Source organism: Afipia sp. GAS231, assembly GCF_900103365.1.
In the GTDB taxonomy this organism is placed as follows: Bacteria; Pseudomonadota; Alphaproteobacteria; order Rhizobiales; family Xanthobacteraceae; genus Bradyrhizobium.
Map to the genome: position 1 here is coordinate 6,603,154 of NZ_LT629703.1, position 20,358 is coordinate 6,623,511.

General features: G+C 59.7%; 16 protein-coding genes. 5 read left to right on the forward strand and 11 right to left on the reverse strand.

Going from position 1 to position 20,358, the window contains the following annotated elements; genetic code table 11:
- Window positions 1–38: 38 nt before the first annotated feature.
- The 8 genes from BLS26_RS30965 to BLS26_RS30995 form a co-directional block, all read right to left on the reverse strand.
- Entirely contained in the window at window positions 39–704 is a 666-nt protein-coding gene (locus BLS26_RS30965; RefSeq protein ID WP_092516271.1) for a helix-turn-helix transcriptional regulator, read from the reverse strand.
- A gap of 294 nt (window positions 705–998) precedes the next feature.
- Window positions 999–2,261, reverse strand: a complete 1,263-nt coding sequence (locus tag BLS26_RS30970) for a polysaccharide biosynthesis/export family protein (protein WP_157676632.1) — start codon at window positions 2,259–2,261, stop codon at window positions 999–1,001.
- Window positions 2,239–3,531: a hypothetical protein gene (locus BLS26_RS36080; RefSeq protein ID WP_157676633.1), complete on the reverse strand. Its 1,293-nt coding sequence runs from the start codon at window positions 3,529–3,531 to the stop codon at window positions 2,239–2,241. The genes BLS26_RS30970 and BLS26_RS36080 overlap by 23 nt, the downstream gene beginning before the upstream one ends.
- Window positions 3,528–4,535 (reverse strand): SDR family NAD(P)-dependent oxidoreductase, encoded by a 1,008-nt coding sequence (locus BLS26_RS30975; protein WP_092516273.1) that lies wholly within the window; start codon window positions 4,533–4,535, stop codon window positions 3,528–3,530. The genes BLS26_RS36080 and BLS26_RS30975 overlap by 4 nt, the downstream gene beginning before the upstream one ends.
- A gap of 15 nt (window positions 4,536–4,550) precedes the next feature.
- The gene (locus BLS26_RS30980) at window positions 4,551–5,249 is read right to left on the reverse strand and encodes a sugar transferase (RefSeq protein ID WP_244541739.1); all 699 of its coding nucleotides are present in this window, start codon (window positions 5,247–5,249) and stop codon (window positions 4,551–4,553) included.
- A complete protein-coding gene (locus BLS26_RS30985; protein WP_092516274.1) occupies window positions 5,246–6,382 on the reverse strand; it encodes a DegT/DnrJ/EryC1/StrS aminotransferase family protein in 1,137 nt (378 codons plus the stop codon). The genes BLS26_RS30980 and BLS26_RS30985 overlap by 4 nt, the downstream gene beginning before the upstream one ends.
- A 72-nt stretch (window positions 6,383–6,454) precedes the next feature.
- Window positions 6,455–7,174, reverse strand: coding sequence for a sugar phosphate nucleotidyltransferase (locus BLS26_RS30990; RefSeq protein WP_092516275.1), 720 nt, complete (start codon window positions 7,172–7,174; stop codon window positions 6,455–6,457).
- A 643-nt stretch (window positions 7,175–7,817) separates the two neighbouring features.
- Entirely contained in the window at window positions 7,818–8,741 is a 924-nt protein-coding gene (locus BLS26_RS30995; protein ID WP_092516276.1) for a response regulator transcription factor, read from the reverse strand.
- A gap of 583 nt (window positions 8,742–9,324) precedes the next feature.
- Here BLS26_RS30995 and BLS26_RS31000 point away from each other — a divergent pair.
- The 3 genes from BLS26_RS31000 to BLS26_RS31010 all read left to right on the forward strand — a co-directional run bounded on the left by BLS26_RS31000 (window position 9,325) and on the right by BLS26_RS31010 (window position 13,797).
- The gene (locus BLS26_RS31000; protein ID WP_244541740.1) at window positions 9,325–9,987 is read left to right on the forward strand and encodes a response regulator transcription factor; all 663 of its coding nucleotides are present in this window, start codon (window positions 9,325–9,327) and stop codon (window positions 9,985–9,987) included.
- A 494-nt stretch (window positions 9,988–10,481) separates the two neighbouring features.
- Entirely contained in the window at window positions 10,482–12,308 is a 1,827-nt protein-coding gene (gene glmS, locus BLS26_RS31005) for a glutamine--fructose-6-phosphate transaminase (isomerizing) (RefSeq protein WP_092516278.1), read from the forward strand.
- Between the two features lie 112 nt (window positions 12,309–12,420).
- Window positions 12,421–13,797, forward strand: coding sequence for a UDP-glucose/GDP-mannose dehydrogenase family protein (locus BLS26_RS31010; protein WP_092516279.1), 1,377 nt, complete (start codon window positions 12,421–12,423; stop codon window positions 13,795–13,797).
- 612 nt (window positions 13,798–14,409) lie between these two features.
- Here BLS26_RS31010 and BLS26_RS31015 read toward each other — a convergent pair.
- Window positions 14,410–15,156: a class I SAM-dependent methyltransferase gene (locus BLS26_RS31015; protein WP_244541741.1), complete on the reverse strand. Its 747-nt coding sequence runs from the start codon at window positions 15,154–15,156 to the stop codon at window positions 14,410–14,412.
- Between the two features lie 248 nt (window positions 15,157–15,404).
- Between BLS26_RS31015 and BLS26_RS31020 the strand changes: the two genes are divergently transcribed.
- Entirely contained in the window at window positions 15,405–18,188 is a 2,784-nt protein-coding gene (locus tag BLS26_RS31020; protein ID WP_092516280.1) for a UPF0182 family protein, read from the forward strand.
- A gap of 163 nt (window positions 18,189–18,351) precedes the next feature.
- Window positions 18,352–19,152 carry an AMP nucleosidase gene (locus BLS26_RS31025; protein WP_092516281.1) on the forward strand — a complete coding sequence of 267 codons (801 nt, stop codon included), beginning with the start codon at window positions 18,352–18,354 and terminating at the stop codon, window positions 19,150–19,152.
- 123 nt (window positions 19,153–19,275) lie between these two features.
- On the opposite strand, the gene BLS26_RS31030 is transcribed toward BLS26_RS31025, so the two are convergent.
- A complete protein-coding gene (locus BLS26_RS31030) occupies window positions 19,276–19,695 on the reverse strand; it encodes a CBS domain-containing protein (RefSeq protein WP_092516282.1) in 420 nt (139 codons plus the stop codon).
- Window positions 19,696–19,810: 115 nt separating this feature from the next.
- Window positions 19,811–20,281 carry an aminoacyl-tRNA deacylase gene (locus BLS26_RS31035; RefSeq protein WP_092516283.1) on the reverse strand — a complete coding sequence of 157 codons (471 nt, stop codon included), beginning with the start codon at window positions 20,279–20,281 and terminating at the stop codon, window positions 19,811–19,813.
- Between the last annotated feature and the right edge of the window lie 77 nt (window positions 20,282–20,358).

Genomic DNA, 20,358 nt, shown 5'->3' on the forward strand with positions numbered 1-20,358 from the left:
GATGTGAATCCGCTCGCTACCGGCTGTTCACGTAGCCTTCAGGGCAAGACGGCGACCCGGCCCAGTAGTGCCACCAACTCCACCTGCCGCCGCGTCTGTGTCTTGATGAACAAGGCGGCCAGATGCGAGCGTATTGTCGTACGACTAAGTCGACGGGAGCGGGCTATATCAAGCAAATTGCGGCCGCGCACCAATTCGACCGCAAGCTGCGTCTCCGCAGCCGTGAAGCCGAACAGACGCTGGAGCGTCCGCGGTGTCGGTTCCGGATGAGCGTCGAGATCGAGCAGGATGACGGTGCTCGTTTCATCCGATCGGGCATTGATGATCTGATTGACGAGACTGGTGATGCCTTCCCTGGCTGAAGTCGCCAGCCATGAGGTCGAGCCAACGGGAATTTGCGCCCCGGCGCGATTAAAAAGTTGTCTTAAGGCGCCGTGGAGCGTTTCGCGACCGGCGTCATGGCGGTATTCGCGTTCCAATATCGCGCGGGCGGTCGCGCTTGCTTCGATCACGCGGTTGCGCATGAGCAAGACCTGGCCCCAGCCAATGCGCGCCAGAGCGGCGTGTAGCTCGTTGGGCGTTTCGCCGGGATTGGCTTCAGGCCAGACCGGGGCCCGGTTCGAGATGTTGAAGATCGACTCCCTGCACTGATGCAGCGATGCAATAGTTCCGGGCGAAATGGCACTCTGGTTCAAACTCAACATTTTACTATTCCCTTTGCCTGCCGCCTCGTTCGAATGAAGGGCTGACCTCTCAATCAATGGAGGACTGATTGTCCAAAAGCATTTCAATTTCGGCAAACGTTGTAAAATTCAAATCGGGGGTAACCCAACCGCCTATCCGGCTGGAGCAATTTGCGCCGGCGGGGGCTGCCTGTTCGTCGAATGGCCTGGAGGAAGCGGCGAAACGTCGCTCACGCGCCCCAGGCTATCGTTTTTCTTGAAACGGGGCGCCCGAAGTAGCCGGGAAGCTACCCATTGTGGGTACCCCCAATAGTATCAGTTCGAAGCCTCGGCCGCTCGCGGGGCGCGCAACGCGACGTCGACGACATCCCCCGGCTCGACATCGAAATCAACCGATGCGGCGATCCGCTCCCATTGTTGGCCAATCTTCCGGACGATGGTGACCTCCGGCCGAAGATCGCTTGTCTCGATCGGCACCACTCCCGCGCCGCCCAAAGGCTGCAGTTTTTGGCTCAGGGCCTTCATTTTGACCCGCAAGTCCGCCATGTGAACGTTCGAATCCTTGAGCTCGCGCAGCAGATTGAGGGTTCGCTGGCTCGCCAGCCGCTCGATCTGCCGCAGGAAATCCTCGCGCTGACGTTGCGACCGCATCAGTTCGACGGTGGTCTGCAGGCGGCGGGTCGACGACAACAAGAGGGCGCGGCGGCTCTCCGTCACGCGAGGGCTTGTCAATGACCCCGAGCTAAAAAGTTTGACAACTCGGTCGAGTTCCTCTTCATCGGCCTGTACGCCTTTTTCCTCGGCGTCCTGCTGCTTTTTGAGGGTGACGAGCTGTGCGTCCGATTGCTTCACTGCATCCTCCAGAAAGCTTCGCTCCTTGCGAAAGTCGACTTGGGCGGTCTTCAGCGACTGCGCCTCGGATTGGAGGATTGGGTCGATGGCGGACGCGGGTAGGGATATCTCGCTGGGCGCGGTCTGATCAAATTTGTCATCGCCACGAAGCTCGGCATTGGTGCGGACGACGTGGAAGTACTCTTTGACGTATTCCGTGGCGAACGACTGATAGTCGCGTACGAGGTCCGCCGGATCGATGGCGCCGGCCTGCGCGCGAGAGCGCAGCAGGCTAAAGCCACCGGCAACCGCGACCGCCTGGCGCACAGTCACGGATGCTCGATAAACCTGTTGCCCGGGCGTGAGGACGTCGCCAGTGACGTAGATCGGCCGGTATTCCACGACGCTCGTCATGACGTCCCTGGGCTTGACGACGAGAGCCTGCTCGCGGCCATCCGGTGAGCGCTGACGCAGGACCCTGGACTGCAGCAACGTCTCCATGCGGGTCTGCAATTCCGCCGAGGTCAGACCCGCGACGTCTACAGTGCCCACTCCGGGAAGAACGATGGTGCCGTCGATCTGGATCTGCATTCTTTTGCGCTGTTCCGGCATGCCGCCGACTGACACCTCGACCGTATCGCCTGCAGCGAGCTTATATTGAGCTCCGAGGCAATTTCCGCTGCTCGCCAACACAGCCACGATTGCGCAGATACAGCCGAAAGCGCTACTGGGACGGTTGCCGTTCATGGCGATCTCCTTGTATGAAGGCTTGCCCGCTATCCCGATCGGCCCAGTCGAGGCGGGAAACGAAATCAAATACCGGTCCACCGCGCTGCTCCCAGTTGCTCGACCAAATGACTTGCGATCCATCGGGAGAGGGTGATGCATGCGTTTCGCTCCAGTAGTCGTACGATGCGTTGAGCGTATGCGCGACACGTCGAAACTCGCCGCTGCCATCGATCTTCAGCGCAATGACCTCCTGAGCGAAGGGGGCCGCCTGCAGGCGGCCGGTCAGTGCCAGCGGATTGCCGGCATAACTCAGGAAGACCCAGTCGGGACGGTGTATTGCTCGCATTGAAGCATGCTGGGCCTCGCCGGATGGAGCAAGCGCGGTGACCACGCCGTCCTGAAGCCTTCGCTTGATGACCTGATATTTGTCTGGATTGGATTTGCTGATACCGACATAAACTTCATGCCCGCCGCCATCGACGGTCATGTCGCCATGAGCGGGGCGATGATGTTCGGTCCAGCTCTGGATTAGATTGGCTTCGATAGTGAAGACGAATGCCTGATCTGTGAAGTCGATGAGAGATTGCTGGCACAATACGTAGCTGCCCAGCGGCGAGATCCCGCAATAACTGTTCCGGCCGGGAAGCCGCGCCAGATCAATATCGGGAAATTTCTGACGACTTGAGAGATCAAATGCAAATGCGACGAGCGCGCCGGTTTGGCTCGTTGCCCGCACGACGATGCGGTTTCCGTCCCATGAGGGGTTGCCCTTGTAGGGGCCGAATTGAAGCTGGTGATACGCCTCGGTGTCAAAGACCGGCTCTTCGGTGTTGCGCCGCGGTGCCCACCGCGAAATACGTTGGCCTGCAACGCAAATCATGATCTCCGGATCCTGCGGATGCCATTCGCATTCTCCCGCCCGCTGTCGCCGGAACAGGGGAGCATAGCTCTGCCCGTCAAGGAAGCACCAGCCGTTGCAACCGTTGACGATCAAAAGCAGGCTTTGGTCGGCATTCCAGGCCTGGGCGCTCGAATATCGATGAGTGCAATAGGAGCGCTTGCAGGCCAAACCGTTTCCCATCGCACTGTCGGGGATGGTGACGCGGACCAGGGTTATGCCGAGGGATGAATCGACGGACGGCACGAGGTAATCAGGCAAGTCCATGCGCGGTGCAGGAATGACTTGAGCGTTCGAGAGCGGTTCAGGCAGGACTGGCTTGGAAGGAAGGAGTGCGACGGCGACGCCGCACCACAAGGCAACCCGGAGCCAGCCGCGCGAAATCATCATGTGATGAAGTCCCTCTCCCGCCGGACCTGCCGCGTCGAAAGGCGGGCACGCCACCAGTTGACCGTCCGTTTCAGTCCCTCCTCGAGCGTTACTTGCGGCGACCACCCGGTCGCGCCTATGAAGCGAGTGGAATCGGCGAGAAGCGCTCTCACTTCGGAATTGGCCGGCCGTAAGCGCTTCTCATCCTGAAGAACAGGCTTCTCGCAGGAGGTAAGCCCGAGAATGATGTCGATCAGATCGCCGATCATGATCGCCCGCTGACTGCCGGCGTTGTAGGCCTGGCCGTACTCAACGCCATCCGCGATTCCGGCGGCCATGAATGCCGCCGCCGTATCCGTAACGAAGGTGAGATCGCGTACGGTCGTCGGGTCACCGACCATGATCGCCGGGCAGGAAGGATCAAGCGCCTGTCGTATCGTGGCGGCGACGATCGCTCTTTCGCTTTGTCTCGGCCCAAACGCATTGAACGGTCTGAGGGTCACGACCGGTACCCCGAACGATCTCGCGAAAGCCTCGGCCATCATGTCGCCGGCAATTTTGGAGGCCGAGTAGGGCGATTGCCCCTGTAGCGGATGCGACTCACCGATCGGCATCGTTATCGCGGTGCCGTAGACCTCGCTGGTCGACGTGTGCACGATCCGCTCGGTGCCATGTTGTCGCCCGGCTTCGAGCACGTTCAGCGTGCCGATCACGTTGGTGTCGACATAGGACTGCGCCGCGAGATAGGAATAGGGTATCGCGATCAATGCAGCCAGATGAAACACGATTTCGTGGCCATGTACGAGGCGGCTGACGAAAGCTGCATCGCGAATGTCACCGCGGACGAGATTGATTTTCCGTCGGGTCGGTTCCGGCAGGTCGTCCAGCCAGCCATGGCTATCGAAGGAATTGTACTGGGCCAGAGCGGTAACGTCGGCTCCTGCCGAAACGAGCGCTTCGGTCAGGTGCGAACCAATGAAACCATCGGCTCCTGTTACGAGAGTCCTGGTACCGTGGTAGCTCATTGTGGTGCGTCCATCTCATTGCCTAGAATCGTTCGATCGATCGCGCCGCGTCAATGCGGTCCAGGACGCCACTGTGATCGCCCCGGCTGCACGAAGAATCCAGCCGAGATCGGAAGCAAGCGTTCGGTGCGAGAAATAGGCGAGATCGATTTTTGCCTTGGCCGGAAACAGAACTTGTCGATAGAAATCCGTCGCGGAGGCATCGGCCGGGTAAAGCCTGCTCTCATGGCGGAACAGGACCTGGCACGGACCGAAAAGGCCGGGTTTGTATTCGAGAAGTCTCTCGAAGCCGTTGCGGAAGCAGTCGGCGAAATCAAGCGATTCAGGCCGCGGCCCCACCAGGGACATATCTCCCCGCATGACGTTCCAGAGTTGCGGCAACTCGTCCAGTTTGGTTGCGGCGAGGATGCGGCCGACCGGCGTCATGCGACCATCTCCATCCATGGTGAGTGGATAGCCGTGGCGGTCACAAGTCGGTCTGAATTTGCGAAACTTGTAGATGCGGAATGGCCGTCCGTTCTGTCCAAGACGGAGCTGCGAGAACAGAACCGGACTGCCGCCCTCGATCCATATGGCGAACGCCGTGATGAGGAAGACCGGCAGGAGGACGGACGCCGCCATGCCGACGCACAGAACATCGAGGACGCGCCGCAAGTTCGCGTGCGGAGTGGAAGATGGCGCGACAAGCTGATGGGCCGTCTCGCGCATGGTCATGCGACTGCCCCTACCGGAAATTCATCGCCAATTGCGGCCGCGAGGGTACTCACCACCATCTCGACGTCGGACTGCGTCATTCGGGGATGGAGCGGTAGTGTGAGCTCCCGTTGGGCAAATTGTTCGGTCAGCGGCAAGGACGTATCGGGGTAGAGATCGCGGTAGAACGTCAGCCGATGTACGGGTGGATAATGAACCGTGGTCTGGATTCCACGCTTGCGGAGCCGATCGATGATATGTTGCCGTCTGGTAGACGTCGGCAGCACGACCGGTATCAGATGATGGGTCGACGGCCACAGCGCCTCGAAGGGCACCAATACCAACGGACAATGCTCTGCAATGAGCTGGCGATAGCTCAGCGATAGACGTTGCCGGATGGCATTCCATTCCGGCAGTTTCCTTAACTGTGCGAGGCCAACGGCGGCACGCAACTCGTCCATACGGTAGTTGAATCCGAGCATTGTCACATCGTAATCGGGACGACGACTGGTGAGGCGCTGCCGCGTGTTGCTTGTCATTCCATGAGACCGTGCTCGCCTGATGGTTTCCCTCAGAGAGCGGCTGTGGGCGATGACTGCGCCGCCCTCGGCGGTGGTCATGTTCTTGTTGCCATAGAAGCTGAAGGCGGCCGCCTCACCATAGGTCCCGACCGCCGGCAGCCCCGGCGCATGGGCCGCATCCTCGATCAGAAGCAGGCCCTTGCGACGGGCAAAGGATTGCCAGGCGTCACGATACGCGAGATAGCCGGCAAAATGTACCAGAACCACCGCCGCGGTTCTGGAGGTGCACTTGGCCTCGGCGTCGTCCAGTGACATCAAGGGAACCGACGCCGATTCGACATCGACGAAGACCGGCCGAGCTCCCACATAGAGGACGGCATTGGCGGTGGCGACGAACGTCAGCGATGGAACGAGAACTTCATCGCCCGGTCCAATGCCGAGCGAATGCAGGATCAGGTGAAGGGCTGCGGTGCAGGATCCGACGGCGATCGAATCCTCGGCTTCATGCATGCGAGCGAACGTATGCTCAAACTCTCGGACTCGATCTCCCATCGTCACCCAGCCGTCGTCGATGACAGCGGCCAAGGCGGCTTTCTCTTCCTCTCCCAGGACTGGCGCCGATACCAATAGCATGTTCTGGTCTCCAATTTCGGATTGGGCGAGCCGGCCAATTGGCCTGCGCTGTCACCCCATTTTGGGATTGCCTCAGGCGGCGACCGTTGTTGCGAATGCGGGCGACTGCTCGTCCCATGCGACGTCCTGAGCTTTGAGGAAGTCGTCCACCCGTCCGATGTCGAGCCACATGCCATCATGTTTGAATATGTTCACCGGTACTTCTTCCTGCAGCATCTGGAACATCAAATCGTCGAAGCCGAATGGAACACCCGAGGGGATGCGTTCGAGTATTGCTGGATCCATGCAGTAAATGCCCATGCTCACGAGATGCGATAGTTCAGGTTTCTCGCGAAAGCCCGTGACATGCCCGTTGGTCTCGTCGATCACGCCGAAATCCATCTTGGTCGGGCGGTTGGCGGTGGCGATGGTAAGAGATGCATGAGTTCGGCGATGGTCGCTAATGAACTGATTGAGGTTAAGATCGGTAAGTACGTCGCCGTTAAGAACCAGGAATGGCGCGTCGAGCTGCTCGCGCAGCAGTGACAGCGGCCCGATCGTTCCAAGCGGTTCCACCTCCTGGGTGTAGGTGATCCGCATGTTCCATTGATTTCCATCGCCGCAAACGCTGCGAATGAGGTGGCCGAGATATCCCGTAGTGACGAAAACCTCCCTGATCCCGTTTCGCCTGAGCCATTTGAGCACCAGCTCAAGTACGGGGCGCGCTCCGATTGGCATCAGCGGCTTTGGCAGGATGGATGTATGCGGGCGCAAGCGCGTTCCTTTCCCGCCGCATTGAATGACTGCCTTCATTTTATCCTCCGTGTTGTTGCTGGAGCCAGCAATCGTTCAGCTATCTCATCTTGATTGCGACAGTCCGACTTCGGCGTCCGGACTGATGCCGCGTTGGGAACGTTAGGCGTAAACGCTCGAGGCGTCTTCGTGCATTCGCATGAGATGATTTGACGGGGCGTGACGCGGACAATTTCAGTCCGGCGTGGCGTCCGGTCAGATGGATGTTGCGAATGAATGCCGTGCAATTATCCGGTTCGCGCAGCGCAGAAATGAATCGCGCGCCGATGCGGCCGGGATGGCAACGATAGTGAAAGAACAGTGCGCGCGCCAAAACGGTTTGCAGGGGAAGGGTTGGTCAGCACCTGTGCGGCTCGACCGAACCCGGCTTGCACAGCACCTGACCACGCCGGTGTTTTGGTGTGTCGGGGGTGACGGCGTCCGGAATGCCGTATCGGTGACGGGTGGAAACGGCGAATTGGACCGATTGGCGCTGCGGCGATCCGTCGCGTTTCCGACGTCGCACGGGGCTGTGCCGGCCCGCGTGCCCGGCAAAGAGCGCGGGCACAACGCACAGCCATTCGGTGATCAAACAATCGCCATGGCTTGCTTGCCGTCACTTCCGCCGCCGGCAAAAACAGACGCGGAACGCGCAGACCGCCGGCTATTTTTGCAGCCGTGCCATTCCATTGGTCCCGTTGGTTCGTCGGTTGATGCTCTTGCGGGTCAGGTGATCAAGACGAGGTACTTCAACGTGATTAGCGTCGGAGTTGATCACACCTGGCGAAGCCGGTGGTGCTATTGGCACGAACGCAGAGATCGCCTCGATGGCCGTTGGATTCCGCGGGACCGCATCCACAGTTGAAGGCACGGCACTGCTGCTTGCCGGACTCGACGAGGACCCGTTGTTCATCCCCCATACCGCTGCCTGTGTCCGGTTCTGCACCCGGATCTTGCGCAGGATGGCTTTGACGTGAACCTTCACCGTCGCCTCGGCGATATCGATCTTTCGCGCGATGCACTTGTTGGAGTAGCCCTCGGTCAGGCATTGCAAAATCGATTGTTCCCGCGGAGAAAGCTGCGGCGCGATCGTGTCCGTGGCCCTGGAGAGTATCGCCAGCGTACTTTCGTTTCGCCGGACCGCTTCAGCGACGAGAAGGCGTTCGGGAGCGAGAGCGAATGTCAGAAATGCTGGCGGAAAGATTGTCTCGCCCATCGCCACCAGTTCAACCGACTTGGTGAATAGGTCGCACGTCATGATGTCGACGAAATAGCCGTTGACGCCTGCACGAAATGCCGACGCCACGTCGTCCAGTCGATAGTGATCCGCCACGATTGCAATGCGTCCACCCGGATGGGTGTCCCGCAACAGTTCGATTTGGTCAAGAGCGACGTCGATATCGTCGCCGGCGTGGACAATGAGAAACAGCAATTGGCGGGGTAGGAGCTTGCCCGGCGGCAAATCATCAGCACACGATACCGAAGCGGAGGTGCGAAAATTTGCCGCACGCAGTATTCTGGCAATTCCTTCCCTGACTAAAATTCTTTTTCCAATGAGAACCGTCGCAAAAGACTGGTGCCTCGACATTTTACTCTCCCGGCCCTGATTACATCCCCGGTTTAACGCAATTAACTTTTACAATTGGCAATTTGGCTTCTTCAGTAGGTCTGCGCTCCTTCGTTCACAGGGTTTTCGTTGGCGGATCTCGAGGAATCTCGTGTTTATGAAGCCTGCTTTCCTTCGTTCGAAGGATGTCGTGTTGGTTAGATCGCGCGAACTCCGCATTCGTGACGCTTTTGTGAATGTTAGATTCGAATTTCGTGTATCCCTATATACCTTTAGGTATAGGATCCTACGCGCGGAAGGGAGGTCGTCTATCATCTCAAACGTCGATTTTCCGCACCCCAAGCGCGAGCGCAGAGCGCGATGCCAATCGAGCGTTGAAGATTTTTGGAAGGTTGACTGTTTTCAGTGCAGACGCTGTCACGAGGAGTTCCAAAAAGGGCGAATGCTCGTTAACTGTTTGTGCGTCGCGGCAAAAACAGGCTGCGTATTGGTGGAAAAATAGTTCGAACCGGTTTAAAGTAGACATGAAGGAATCGGTGGCGCGCGGGGTTTAACTTATTGGGGGCGATAGGCTGAGGGCCGCCCGATGCGTAGTACCAGCGTCTTGATCGCAGACCGGCATCCCGTCGTTCTGCGTGGCTTGAGCAGCGTGCTCGGGGATCACCCCGACTTCAACATTGTTGCTTGTTGCAGTGACGGTGCGAGTTGTATCGAAGCGCTCCGGAATTTTGCGCCGGATATCGCCATCCTCGACGTCTCAATGCCCGACGTGTCCTTTCTGGACATCCTCTCCGTCGTCAATTCCGAAAATCTTCCCACGCGACTGATCGTTTTCACCGCGTCCGATCAGGAGCTCGGACCTCTGCTGGCAGGTGCGGCCGACGGCTACAGCGTTATTCTGAAGGATGTGACGCCCGAAGTTCTGGTGCGGTCTTTGCGCGAAGTCGCGGCCGGTCAGCGGCTGTTGGCGCTGCCTTCATCACAGCAGGCAGCATCTCGTGAGCAAAGTACGATCGCAGAGAATGCGCTGGCGGCGCTGACCGACCGCGAGCAGCAGATCATGCGTTTGGTGTCCGTAGGGTTGTCGAACAAGGAAATCGGGCGACGGCTGAATATTACCGACGGCACCATCAAGGTACATCTTCATCACATCTTTCAGAAGCTCGAAATCACCAACCGGACAGTGCTCGCGGCGCTCGCGATTTCGCTGAACGATCGCGCGAGTCCCTCTGAGGATAAGCCGGAGCAGCCGATCTGGTCGGATTAGGTGCAGGGTGGAACGGACCGGCGCCGTGGAACGCCGGCACCGGTTTTGATGCGGGGTAGAGTCCGACCCTGGAAATACCAGATCATCGGACCGACGAAGAAGCCGACCCGGACACATCGTCGGCGCGGCTGGTCGTTCGAATGAGACGATAACCCCTGAGTATCGGTGACGCGCTCTTTCGGCCTACTCCATCATGGCGATCGAATATCCGGCGGGTCCTGCTAGGCTTGTTCTCGATAGATATTTGGATCTTGCAGCCGACCGACGTTCACCCCGACTTCAGCGATTTCCAAAATCACCGCCAAGAATTGCCAGGGAGGCCCTCGAATGGACAGCCAGCAAACAGCGCTTGTTGATTCTTCGCGGCCAACGCCGCTGCGCCAACCGGCTTCGGGCGCGGTGACAGAGGCGACGGGGGTGGCCCGATCCATCACCTTCCCGGCGTAGCGTACGCATGTTCCTGCAGCGGTTGATCGAACGATCGGAGAGGGCAGATGTGTGGAATCGTCGGTTTCGTGGGTCGAGGGCCAGCCGCCGCGCCTATTCTGGATGCTCTGAGACGGCTGGAATATCGAGGTTATGATTCCGCCGGAATTGCCACGCTTGAACATGGTCTGCTCACGCGGCGACGCGCCGTGGGGAAACTCAAGAACCTGGAGAGCATGCTCAACTGCGAGCCGCTTGTTGGCCGGATAGGCATCGGGCACACGCGCTGGGCAACCCATGGTCGTCCAAGCGAAGACAACGCCCACCCGCACGCCGTTGGTGGCGTTGCGGTCGTTCACAACGGCATCATCGAAAATCATCGGGAGTTGCGCAAGGAGCTCAAATCGGCCGGTGCGTGTTTCGCCACAGACACGGACACCGAGGTGATCGCTCATCTGGTCAGCCAACAGCTGAAGAAAGGACGCGTACCGATTGACGCGGTACGCGCCGCGTTGCCGCGCCTGGAAGGTGCGTTTGCGCTGGCGTTCCTGTTTGAAGGTTACGAAAATCTGATAATCGGCGCCCGCAAGGGGTCGCCGCTCGCGGTCGGATATGGCCGAGGCGAAATGTACCTTGGGTCCGACGCCATCGCTCTTGCGCCGCTCACCGACATGATCAATTACCTGGACGACGGTGATGTTACGGTCATCACGCGGCAGGGTATCGCGTTTTTCAATGCGCAAGGCGAACGCCTTCGGCGCTCGCCAGCCAAGATCGCCGGCGCGACGGTTCTCGCTCAGAAAGGCGAGCACCGGCACTTTATGGTCAAGGAAATTCACGAACAACCGAGCGTGGTTGGCCAGACGCTCGCCCAATACATTGATGTCGCCAGCGGCACGATCAAAATCCCGAACGACGCGGAATTGGGATTTCGCGATATCAATCGAGTGTCGATTACAGCCTGTGGGACGGCCTTCTACGCCGGGCTGATTGCCCGGTACTGGTTCGAACGGTACGCAGGGCTCCCGGTGGAGATCGATGTCGCGTCGGAATTTCGCTATCGAAACATTCCGTTCGATCCCGGAAATCTGGCGGTCTTCGTATCGCAATCGGGAGAGACCGCCGATACGCTCGCCTCGCTGGAATTTGCCAAGGCGCGTGGGCAACGGGTTCTTTCGGTTGTTAACGTGGCCAGCTCAACGATGGCGCGCGCGAGCCAGATCGTATTGCCGACGCTCGCAGGTCCGGAGGTCGGCGTCGCTTCAACCAAGGCGTTCACTTGCCAGTTGGCGACGCTTGCCTGCCTTGCGATAGCAGCAGGGCGAGCCCGGGGTGTGCTCTCGGCTGACGACGAGGCGGCGCTGGTGCGAGCGTTGGTCGAAGTTCCGGGTTACATGACGCGCGCGCTTGAGTTGGAACCGAAGATCGGCCAGCTTGCCCGCAAGTTGGCGTCGTCTCGCAACGCGCTGTTCATTGGCCGTGGAACGAACTATCCGCTTGCCCTGGAGGGCGCGCTCAAGCTCAAGGAAATCACCTACATTCACGCCGAGGGTTATGCCGCCGGAGAACTCAAGCACGGGCCGATCGCGCTCATCGACAAGGATATTCCTGTCTTCGTGATTGCGCCGGGCGACATGATGTTCGAAAAAACCATGTCAAACATGCACGAGTTGATCGCTCGCGAGGGCCGCACGATCCTCATTACGGATCGCAAGGGGGCATCCCTTGCGTCGCCGGGGAGCTGGGTGACGCTTGTCCTTCCGGACATGCCGGCCCTGGTCGCACCGCTCGTCTTCGCCTTGCCGCTACAGCTGATTGCGTATCATACGGCGCTCGTCCGAGGAACCGACGTCGACCAACCGCGCAATCTCGCCAAGTCGGTGACTGTCGAATAGTCCGGCGATCCGCCGCGGCCACGGCGCCTGCGTTTGGATTGCTATCGGAGAGCTGATCGATGGGACTTGTTGGCGAAGCGACCATAGTCAACTGTCATGGGCTGGTATTCACATGCGCATCGCGATGATCGGCACGGGCTATGTGGGGTTGGTATCCGGCGTCTGCTTTGCGGATTTCGGTCACCAGGTCACCTGCGTCGACAAGGACAGCGACAAAATTGCCGCGCTTTGCCGCGGCGAAATCCCCATTTTCGAGCCCGGGCTCGACGATCTGGTGGCCTCGAATGTGAGGTCCGGGCGGCTGAGTTTCACCAAGGATCTCGCTGCGCCGGTTGCCGAAGCCGATGCGGTTTTCATCGCCGTCGGCACGCCATCACGGCGCGGCGATGGCCACGCCGATCTGACCTATGTCTACGCCGCCGCGCGCGAAATCGCCGCCGCGTTGTCCGGCTTTACGGTGGTCGTCACCAAATCGACCGTGCCAGTTGGCACTGGCGACGAGGTCGAACGGTTGATCCACGAGACCAATCCGCGGGCCGACGTGGTGGTCGCATCCAATCCGGAGTTTTTGCGGGAAGGTGCCGCGATCCGCGATTTCAAGTATCCCGATCGGGTCGTGGTCGGGACCTCGGACGACCGCGCGCGCAAAGTGCTCGGTGATATCTACCGGCCGCTGTCGCTCAACAAGGCGCCGCTGATGTTCACGGCGCGGCGCACCGCCGAGCTGATCAAGTATGCCGCCAACGCCTTCCTTGCCACCAAGATTACTTTCATCAACGAGATGGCGGATCTGGCCGAGAAGGTCGGGGCGGATGTGCAGGAGGTCGCGCGCGGCATCGGGCTCGACAACCGCATCGGCCCCAAATTCCTGCATGCCGGGCCGGGTTTCGGCGGCTCCTGCTTTCCAAAGGATACCCGCGCGCTGGTCAAGATCGCGCTGGATCATGACGTGCAGTTGCGGATCGTGGAAGCCGTGCTCGCCGTCAATGACAACCGCAAATGCGCGATGGCGCGCAAGGTCTCCAACACGGTCGGCGGCAGCCTGCGCGGCAAGATCGTCGCCGTGCTTGGTCTCACCTTCAAGCCCGACACCGACGACATGCGCGAGGCGCCGTCAATTCCGCTGATAACGGGCCTGCTTGACATGGGCGCGAGGGTGCGCGCGCATGACCCTGTCGCCATGGAGCAGGCCCGCAAGGAGCTGCCGGACATCGAATACTGCGACGATCCCTATGCCTGCGCGCGGGGCGCGGACGCGCTGGTGATCGTGACGGAATGGGCGCAGTTCCGCGCACTCGATCTGGCGCGTCTGAAGCGCGAAATGGCGCGGCCCGTCGTGGTCGATCTGCGCAATATCTATCGACCTGACGAGATGGCTGGGCTCGGCTTCATTTACGAGAGCGTCGGGCGGCGACGGACGAGCCAGTTCAACATTGTGGAGTCCAGCCGCAGTCCTGCCGAGCAAAAGGTCAAGGCGAGGAGCAAATAGGAGATGCCGGCGATCGGGTCTGACGTCGCTGTTCTGCAAACGCCGTAGCGGAATTCTTACGGTGTCGCCGGGCTGTCTCGCGTCGTGTCCAGGTCCGGTGATATCACTTCAACATATTCACGATGAATCGTGCTCGGAGTTCGATTTCCATCGAACAGGACGCTGACACTGTTAACGTAGACGCTCCCTCCGACGATTGTCCCGGTCTTTTCGGCAAGGCGTGCACAGCGTAGCGCGCCAAGCTTGCTCATTCGAACGCGAACGCCAATGGAAAGTTCGGACTTCATCGGGCCAGTCCAGGTGGCAATCGATTCAATAGCAGTGTTATTCTAACACATCATCTCGTTCGGCTGGATGCGGCGCAGCCGTAGTACCTCTTTTGGGGTATTCGCGCGCGTGCCTGAATCGGGTAGACGAAGACCGACGCGGTTGGGCATCCGCCGTGGCGTCACGTCTTTCGAACAGGTGAGCACATGCGTATTGCTCTGTCATATACAGCGATCGTCTGGTGCATTGGCCTTGCGATCTGGATCGCGGTCGGCGCGGCGCTGTAGCGACGCTTCGGCATCTCGCGAAAATATCGCTGTCCGGGTGTGCCTGGAGCGGGGGACGCTATCGCTTTCGTGATACGACAATAAAGTTCTCCGCGAGCCAGCCCGGGACCTTGAGCGTCCGGCACACCGTTTCGAATGGCTCGACCAGAAGCTGGCAGAGACGTGGAAAGAACCGGCCCGGTCGCGGAAGGTAGCCGTACGATCTCGTACTCAGGATCTCAAATCCCTCCTCGTTCAGGACTTTCGAGAACTGGCCCAGCGTAAGCGTGTTTCGAGGCGTGCTCGGGCGCGCCCAGTCGAGCACGCGACTGATCACGCCAATCGGCGACGTTGCGTTCAAGTGGATGTTGCAGACCAGCACCCCCTGTGCGTGGAGATGTCGATGGATCGCCCGCAGCGCCTCCCGTCTGAGACTGTCCTCCGCATTCAGGAAAAACCGGAACGCGGTGACGACGTCGAATGTCTCCGCGAGCGAGAGCTTGGTGATATCGATGCAGTACAACGTCACGTTTTCGGGAACCGAAGCATACATGAGCATGGTTTCCGACACGTCGACGCCGACGACTGTGCCGAAGAACATGGCCGCAAGCCTGGTGATGCGTCCGGTTCCGCAGGCAAAATCCAGGACGGCCCGGTCGCGCCCACCGAGTGAACGCAGTTGGCCCTCGATCAGGGGTCTTTCAATTTTTTGCCAGAGCGCCGCGCTGTAGCCCGCTTCAAATGTCTTGTCGTAGTGGCAGCCAGCGCCTGCCGCTTGGTGGCTCAGGCGATAGCCGGAGCACGGAGGCATGTCTCTGTTGAGCAAGGAACCCCCCCTGTGGCCGCCGAAACCGCAGAACGCTAGCAGCATCCCGGGCGATGTCTTCCTTCATTCGCAGGATGCCGGAAGCGCGGCAACGTCCGCCACGCCTCCGATCCTCGTCGGCGGCCGGGCAAGTCAAGACCGGCCTCATTGGGGCGGTACGGCTTCTAGCACCCGCGGCCCTGGTCACGGGGCGTCCTCCCGTCGCGAATAGGGCGGCAACCATCCGTCGGTTCTGGTATCATTGGGGCATGACGATCGGGATCGCCGGACCCGGACAGAAGGCACCAGGGCAGAGCGCCGTGGTCAAGCTCATCATTGTGGCCGTCGCCATCGGGATCAGCCTGAGCTTGCTCGGCCTTGCGAGCGACCTTCTGGTCGATTGGCTGTGGTTTTTCTCGATCGGCTATCTGCAGATTTTTGTGACCAGCATCGGCGCGAAGGCCGTTGTCTTTTTCGTCGTTCTTGCGGCAACCGCCGTCCTGCTTTGGCTGAATGGATGGCTCGCAGTGCGCTTTGCCCAACGGCAGTCGACCCAAGTGGCCTCTGCCGCGGCGTGGAAAGCTGCGGGGACGCCGCCGCCCGCGCTGCTTGCGCTGATGCGCGATCGACTGCCCTGGTCCTGGGTCATTGCAGGCGCTGGCGGGTTGCTCGCGCTGTTTGTCGCCGCGTCGGAGGTCGGCAACTGGAGCCTCTTCCTGCAATTTATCTATCAAGTTCCGTTCGGCGCCGACGATCCGCTCTACAACAAGGACATCGGCTTCTATCTCTTCTCGCTACCCGTCTATATCCTCATCAAGAACTGGATGTTGCTGACGCTCGTTCTGGGCGCGCTATTCGCCGGAGCGGTCTACTGGGTGCACGGCGACATCGAATACGACGGTCACCATCGATCGGTGTCGCCGACCGTGATCGCCCATGGTTCAGCACTGCTCGGTCTTGCCCTCGCGGTGAGGGCCTGGTCCTGTGTTCTCGATCGCTATCTGCTGCTCTATGCCGACAATGGTGTAGTCGTCGGCGCGAGCTACGCCGACATTCATGTGGGGATACCGGGTCTGTGGCTGCTGTTCGGGCTGTCGATTATTGCGGCGTTCGCTGCGTGGGCGAATCTCTGGTTGCGTACCTACTGGCTTCCTACCGCCGCATTCATGCTGGTCGCCATCGGCTCTTTCGTGCTGTCCGGTGCAGCCCCTGTGCTGTTCCGGCAGTTTCTCGTCAAGCCGAGCGAGCTGCAGCTCGAGAAGCTCTACATCGAACGCAATATCGCGCTCACCCGGAAGGCATACAATCTCGATCAGATCTCGGCAAAGCCGTTCGCGGCCGAGCAAAAGCTTTCTCTCGAAACACTGGAGGCCAACAAGGCGACAATTGAAAATATCAGGCTGTGGGACTGGTTGCCCCTGTCGGATACGTACGCGCAGCTGCAGGAGATCCGCACCTATTACAAATTCCACGATCTTGACGTTGATCGCTACTGGCTCGATGGAGCCTACCAAAGCGTGATGCTCTCGGCCCGCGAATTGCGGCCGTCCCTGCTGCCGCCGAACGCCCAGACATGGGTCAACCGCCACGTACTGTTTACTCATGGCAACGGCGCGGTGATGAGCCCGGTCACCCGCAAGAGCACCGAAGGGCTGCCGTTCTTCTATTTGCGGGATATTCCACCCGTTGCTGACGGAGGACCCAAGATCCGCGAGCCGCGCATTTACTACAGCGAAGAGAGCGACAGCTACGTCATCGTCAAGGGAAGCGTACCGGAGTTCGATTATCCGAAGGGGAAAGACAACGTCTATGCAAGCTACGACGGTGCCGGCGGTGTCCCGATCGGAGCGATGGCGAGCAGAATGCTGTTCGCATACTACTTCAGCGACCCGAATCTGCTTCTGTCGAGCTACATCACGACCGACAGCCGGATCATGATCCGGCGTGATATCCAGGAGCGGGTGCACACGATCGCACCATTCCTCAGGCTCGATCATGATCCATACCTCGTTATCAGTGACGGGCGGATGTTCTGGATGCAGGACGCCTACACGACGAGCGCCTATTTCCCCTCTGCGCAGCCTGCGCCAGGCGTCGACCTCAACTACATTCGCAATTCGGTGAAGGTTATTGTCGATGCATATAACGGGACCGTCGACTTCTATCTGATTGACGGCAGCGATCCGGTTGCCGGGACCTACCAGCGTATCTTTCCCAGCCTGTTCAAACCGTTCACGGCCATGCCCTCAGACCTGCAGAAGCACATCCGCTATCCGGAGGACCTGTTCCTGATTCAGGCGCGGCTGTATCAGGCCTACCACATGGAGGCGGCCGAGGTTTTCTACAATCGCGAGGATCTCTGGCAATTCCCGCGCCAACCGGGCGGCGGTGGCTCCGCGGTGATGGCGCCCTATTACATCATCATGCGGCTGCCTGGGGAGCCGCATGCCGAGTTCTTCCTGATGCTCCCGATGGTGCCCAGCCGCCGCGACAACATGATTGCGTGGCTCGCGGCGCGCTGCGACGGGCCCGACTACGGCAAGATGATTGTCTACGAGTTTCCCAAGGAGAAACTCGTCTACGGCCCGTTCCAGATCGAAGCGCGGATCAATCAGAGTACCGAGATATCCCAACAAATTACGCTGTGGAACCAGATGGGCTCGCGGGTGATCCGCGGTGCGAACCTGCTCGTGATCCCGATCGAGAATTCGATCCTCTATGTGTCGCCGCTCTATCTGCGCGCGGAGCAGGGGCATTTGCCGGAGCTAAAACGCGTGATCGCGGCTTATGGTGAGCGCGTGGTGATGAAGGAGACACTTGCCGAGGCCTTGTCAGCGCTGTTCATCGAGCCTGGTGCGGCGCCGGCAGTCTCAAGCCCGAGAGAGAGGATACCTGTCACAGGCCCGCCGGCAAGCCAGGCGCAGGAGGCACTCGATCGCTACAATCAAGCAGTGGATCGATTGAAGTCCGGGGATTGGAAAGGCTTCGGCGCGGAGTTCGACGCCATGCGCGACGTTTTGGAGAAAATGAACCGACAATCCATCGAGCGCTAATGCCCCGAACGTGCGGGTCTGGCGCCGCCTCCGGCCAAATACCCTACATCACTTTAACGATGCCGGCATTTCGACCAGATGTGTCACATTGGACAGGGAGCGGCTCTATCCGTTAGCCTGACAGGCGATGTTGTAGCGCGCCTCGAAAATGGGTCCAAAGGCAATGAAAGACAAGAAGGACATCGTGGAAAACTGGCTGCCGCGATATACCGGCACGCCGCTTTCTGAATTCGGGGAATATGTCCTCCTGACCAACTTCGACAACTATGTCGAATGGTTCGCCACGGCACACGGCGGGTTGGTAAAGGGCATAGATCGACCGATGCCCAACGCGACCGCCGAAGGTATTACTCTGATCAACTTCGGCATGGGAAGCCCGAATGCCGCGACCGTGATGGATCTGCTGAGCGCCATCGCGCCGAAAGCCGTGTTGTTTCTTGGAAAATGTGGCGGATTGAAACGCAAAAATCAGATTGGCGACTTGATTCTGCCGATCGCAGCCATTCGGGGCGAGGGCACCTCGAATGACTACCTGCCGCCGGAGGTCCCCGCGCTGCCCGCGTTCCAGTTGCAGCGCGCGGTATCAACGATGATCCGGGACCTCGGTCACGATTATTGGACGGGTACTGTGTACACGACCAATCGCCGCGTCTGGGAACACGATGATCGCTTTAGGGACATGTTGCGTCATACCCGAAGCATGGCGATCGACATGGAGACCGCAACAATCTTCGCGGCAGGATTCGCCAACCACATTTCGACCGGCGCGCTGCTTCTTGTGTCCGACCAGCCCATGATTCCCGAGGGCGTGAAGACTGAAATGTCGGATCGGATGGTGACCGAGAACTATGTCGAAATGCACATCAGAATCGGGATAGAGGCCCTGAAGCTCGTGCGCCGCCGTGGCCGCAGCGTCAAGCATTTGCGCTTCGAAGACGATTTCGACCGAGGGCATGAGACATGAGGCGGCGTCGCGCCGCCGCATGAAAGGGCGAGGCGAGGGGCCGCATCGAAGATGGCGCGCCAAGCCCGACGCCGCCAGGCCGCGCGGCTTGGCGGCTATCGCGAGAGCGGCACCGGTCGCGGTTCAGTGATGGGCCGAAACGCTCTTGACGCATTCGGACACCAAATCACCGGGTGCGTGATGGCTGATGTCACCCAGACTGACGATGCCCACCATCCGCTTGCTCTTGTTGATCACCGGTAGCCTGCGGAGCTGCAGCTTCTCCATGTGATGCACCGCCTTTGCGAGATCGTCGTCCTCCCGGCAGCAATGGATGCCATCGGTCATCACATCGCTTGCCATCGTGCGGCGCGGATCGAAGTCTTTGCTCGCAAGCCCTTTGCAGACGATATCGCGGTCGGTCACCATCCCGATCAGCCGGTCGTCCTCCCCGATCGGAATGCAGCCGATGTCATGCTCTCGCATCAGCTTCGCGAGTTCGCTCACGGGGGTGTTGGGACTGACCCAGTCGACGCCCTTGTGCATCACGTCTTTGACTTTCATGGTGGACCTCCGTTTTTGGGTTTCAGGTACGCTTGATGCAATGCCGTTGAGCCCAACCGGGTTCCCGGATGCTCGCTCCACAATATGCCCAGCCCCGGATGCGGTCGACAAATCCTCAGTCGTGCGCGCTAAAGCGCCCGTGCGGTGCATTGGCCGTCAGCCGCGAAAACTGCGCGTGACCCATGTGAAGCAGCGTCTCGTGATCGCCAGCTTCCATATAGATGTCCGGCTGTGCCTCGATGCTGACATCGACGATGATATCCAGCCCGTAGCATTTGCCGACGGCCGGAACCGCACCGTGTATGCAGTCGCAGAATAGCTGATTGACTTCGGTTTCATCGGCCATGTGGACGTTGTCACCGAGCTGTCTCCTCAGTTCCGACAGGCGGACGTGGTGCGATGCCGGCAAGACGGCCAGCATATATTCGTCGTCGCGCCGCAAAACGATGCCCTTGGCGAGGCGATCGCCCGGGATATGGCATGCCTCAGCGGTACGCGTGGACGTCATGCTGAGTTCGTGCGGGATCAGCTCGTATTGGATGTTCTCGGCAGCCAGGTATTTTTGGAGTGTGGGAGCAATGAACATGACATTACCTCCGGTGCGAAATGCGAACCATCCACCGTGAGGTCGTCCCTGCAGACCCTCGCCGTACGATGGGCGGC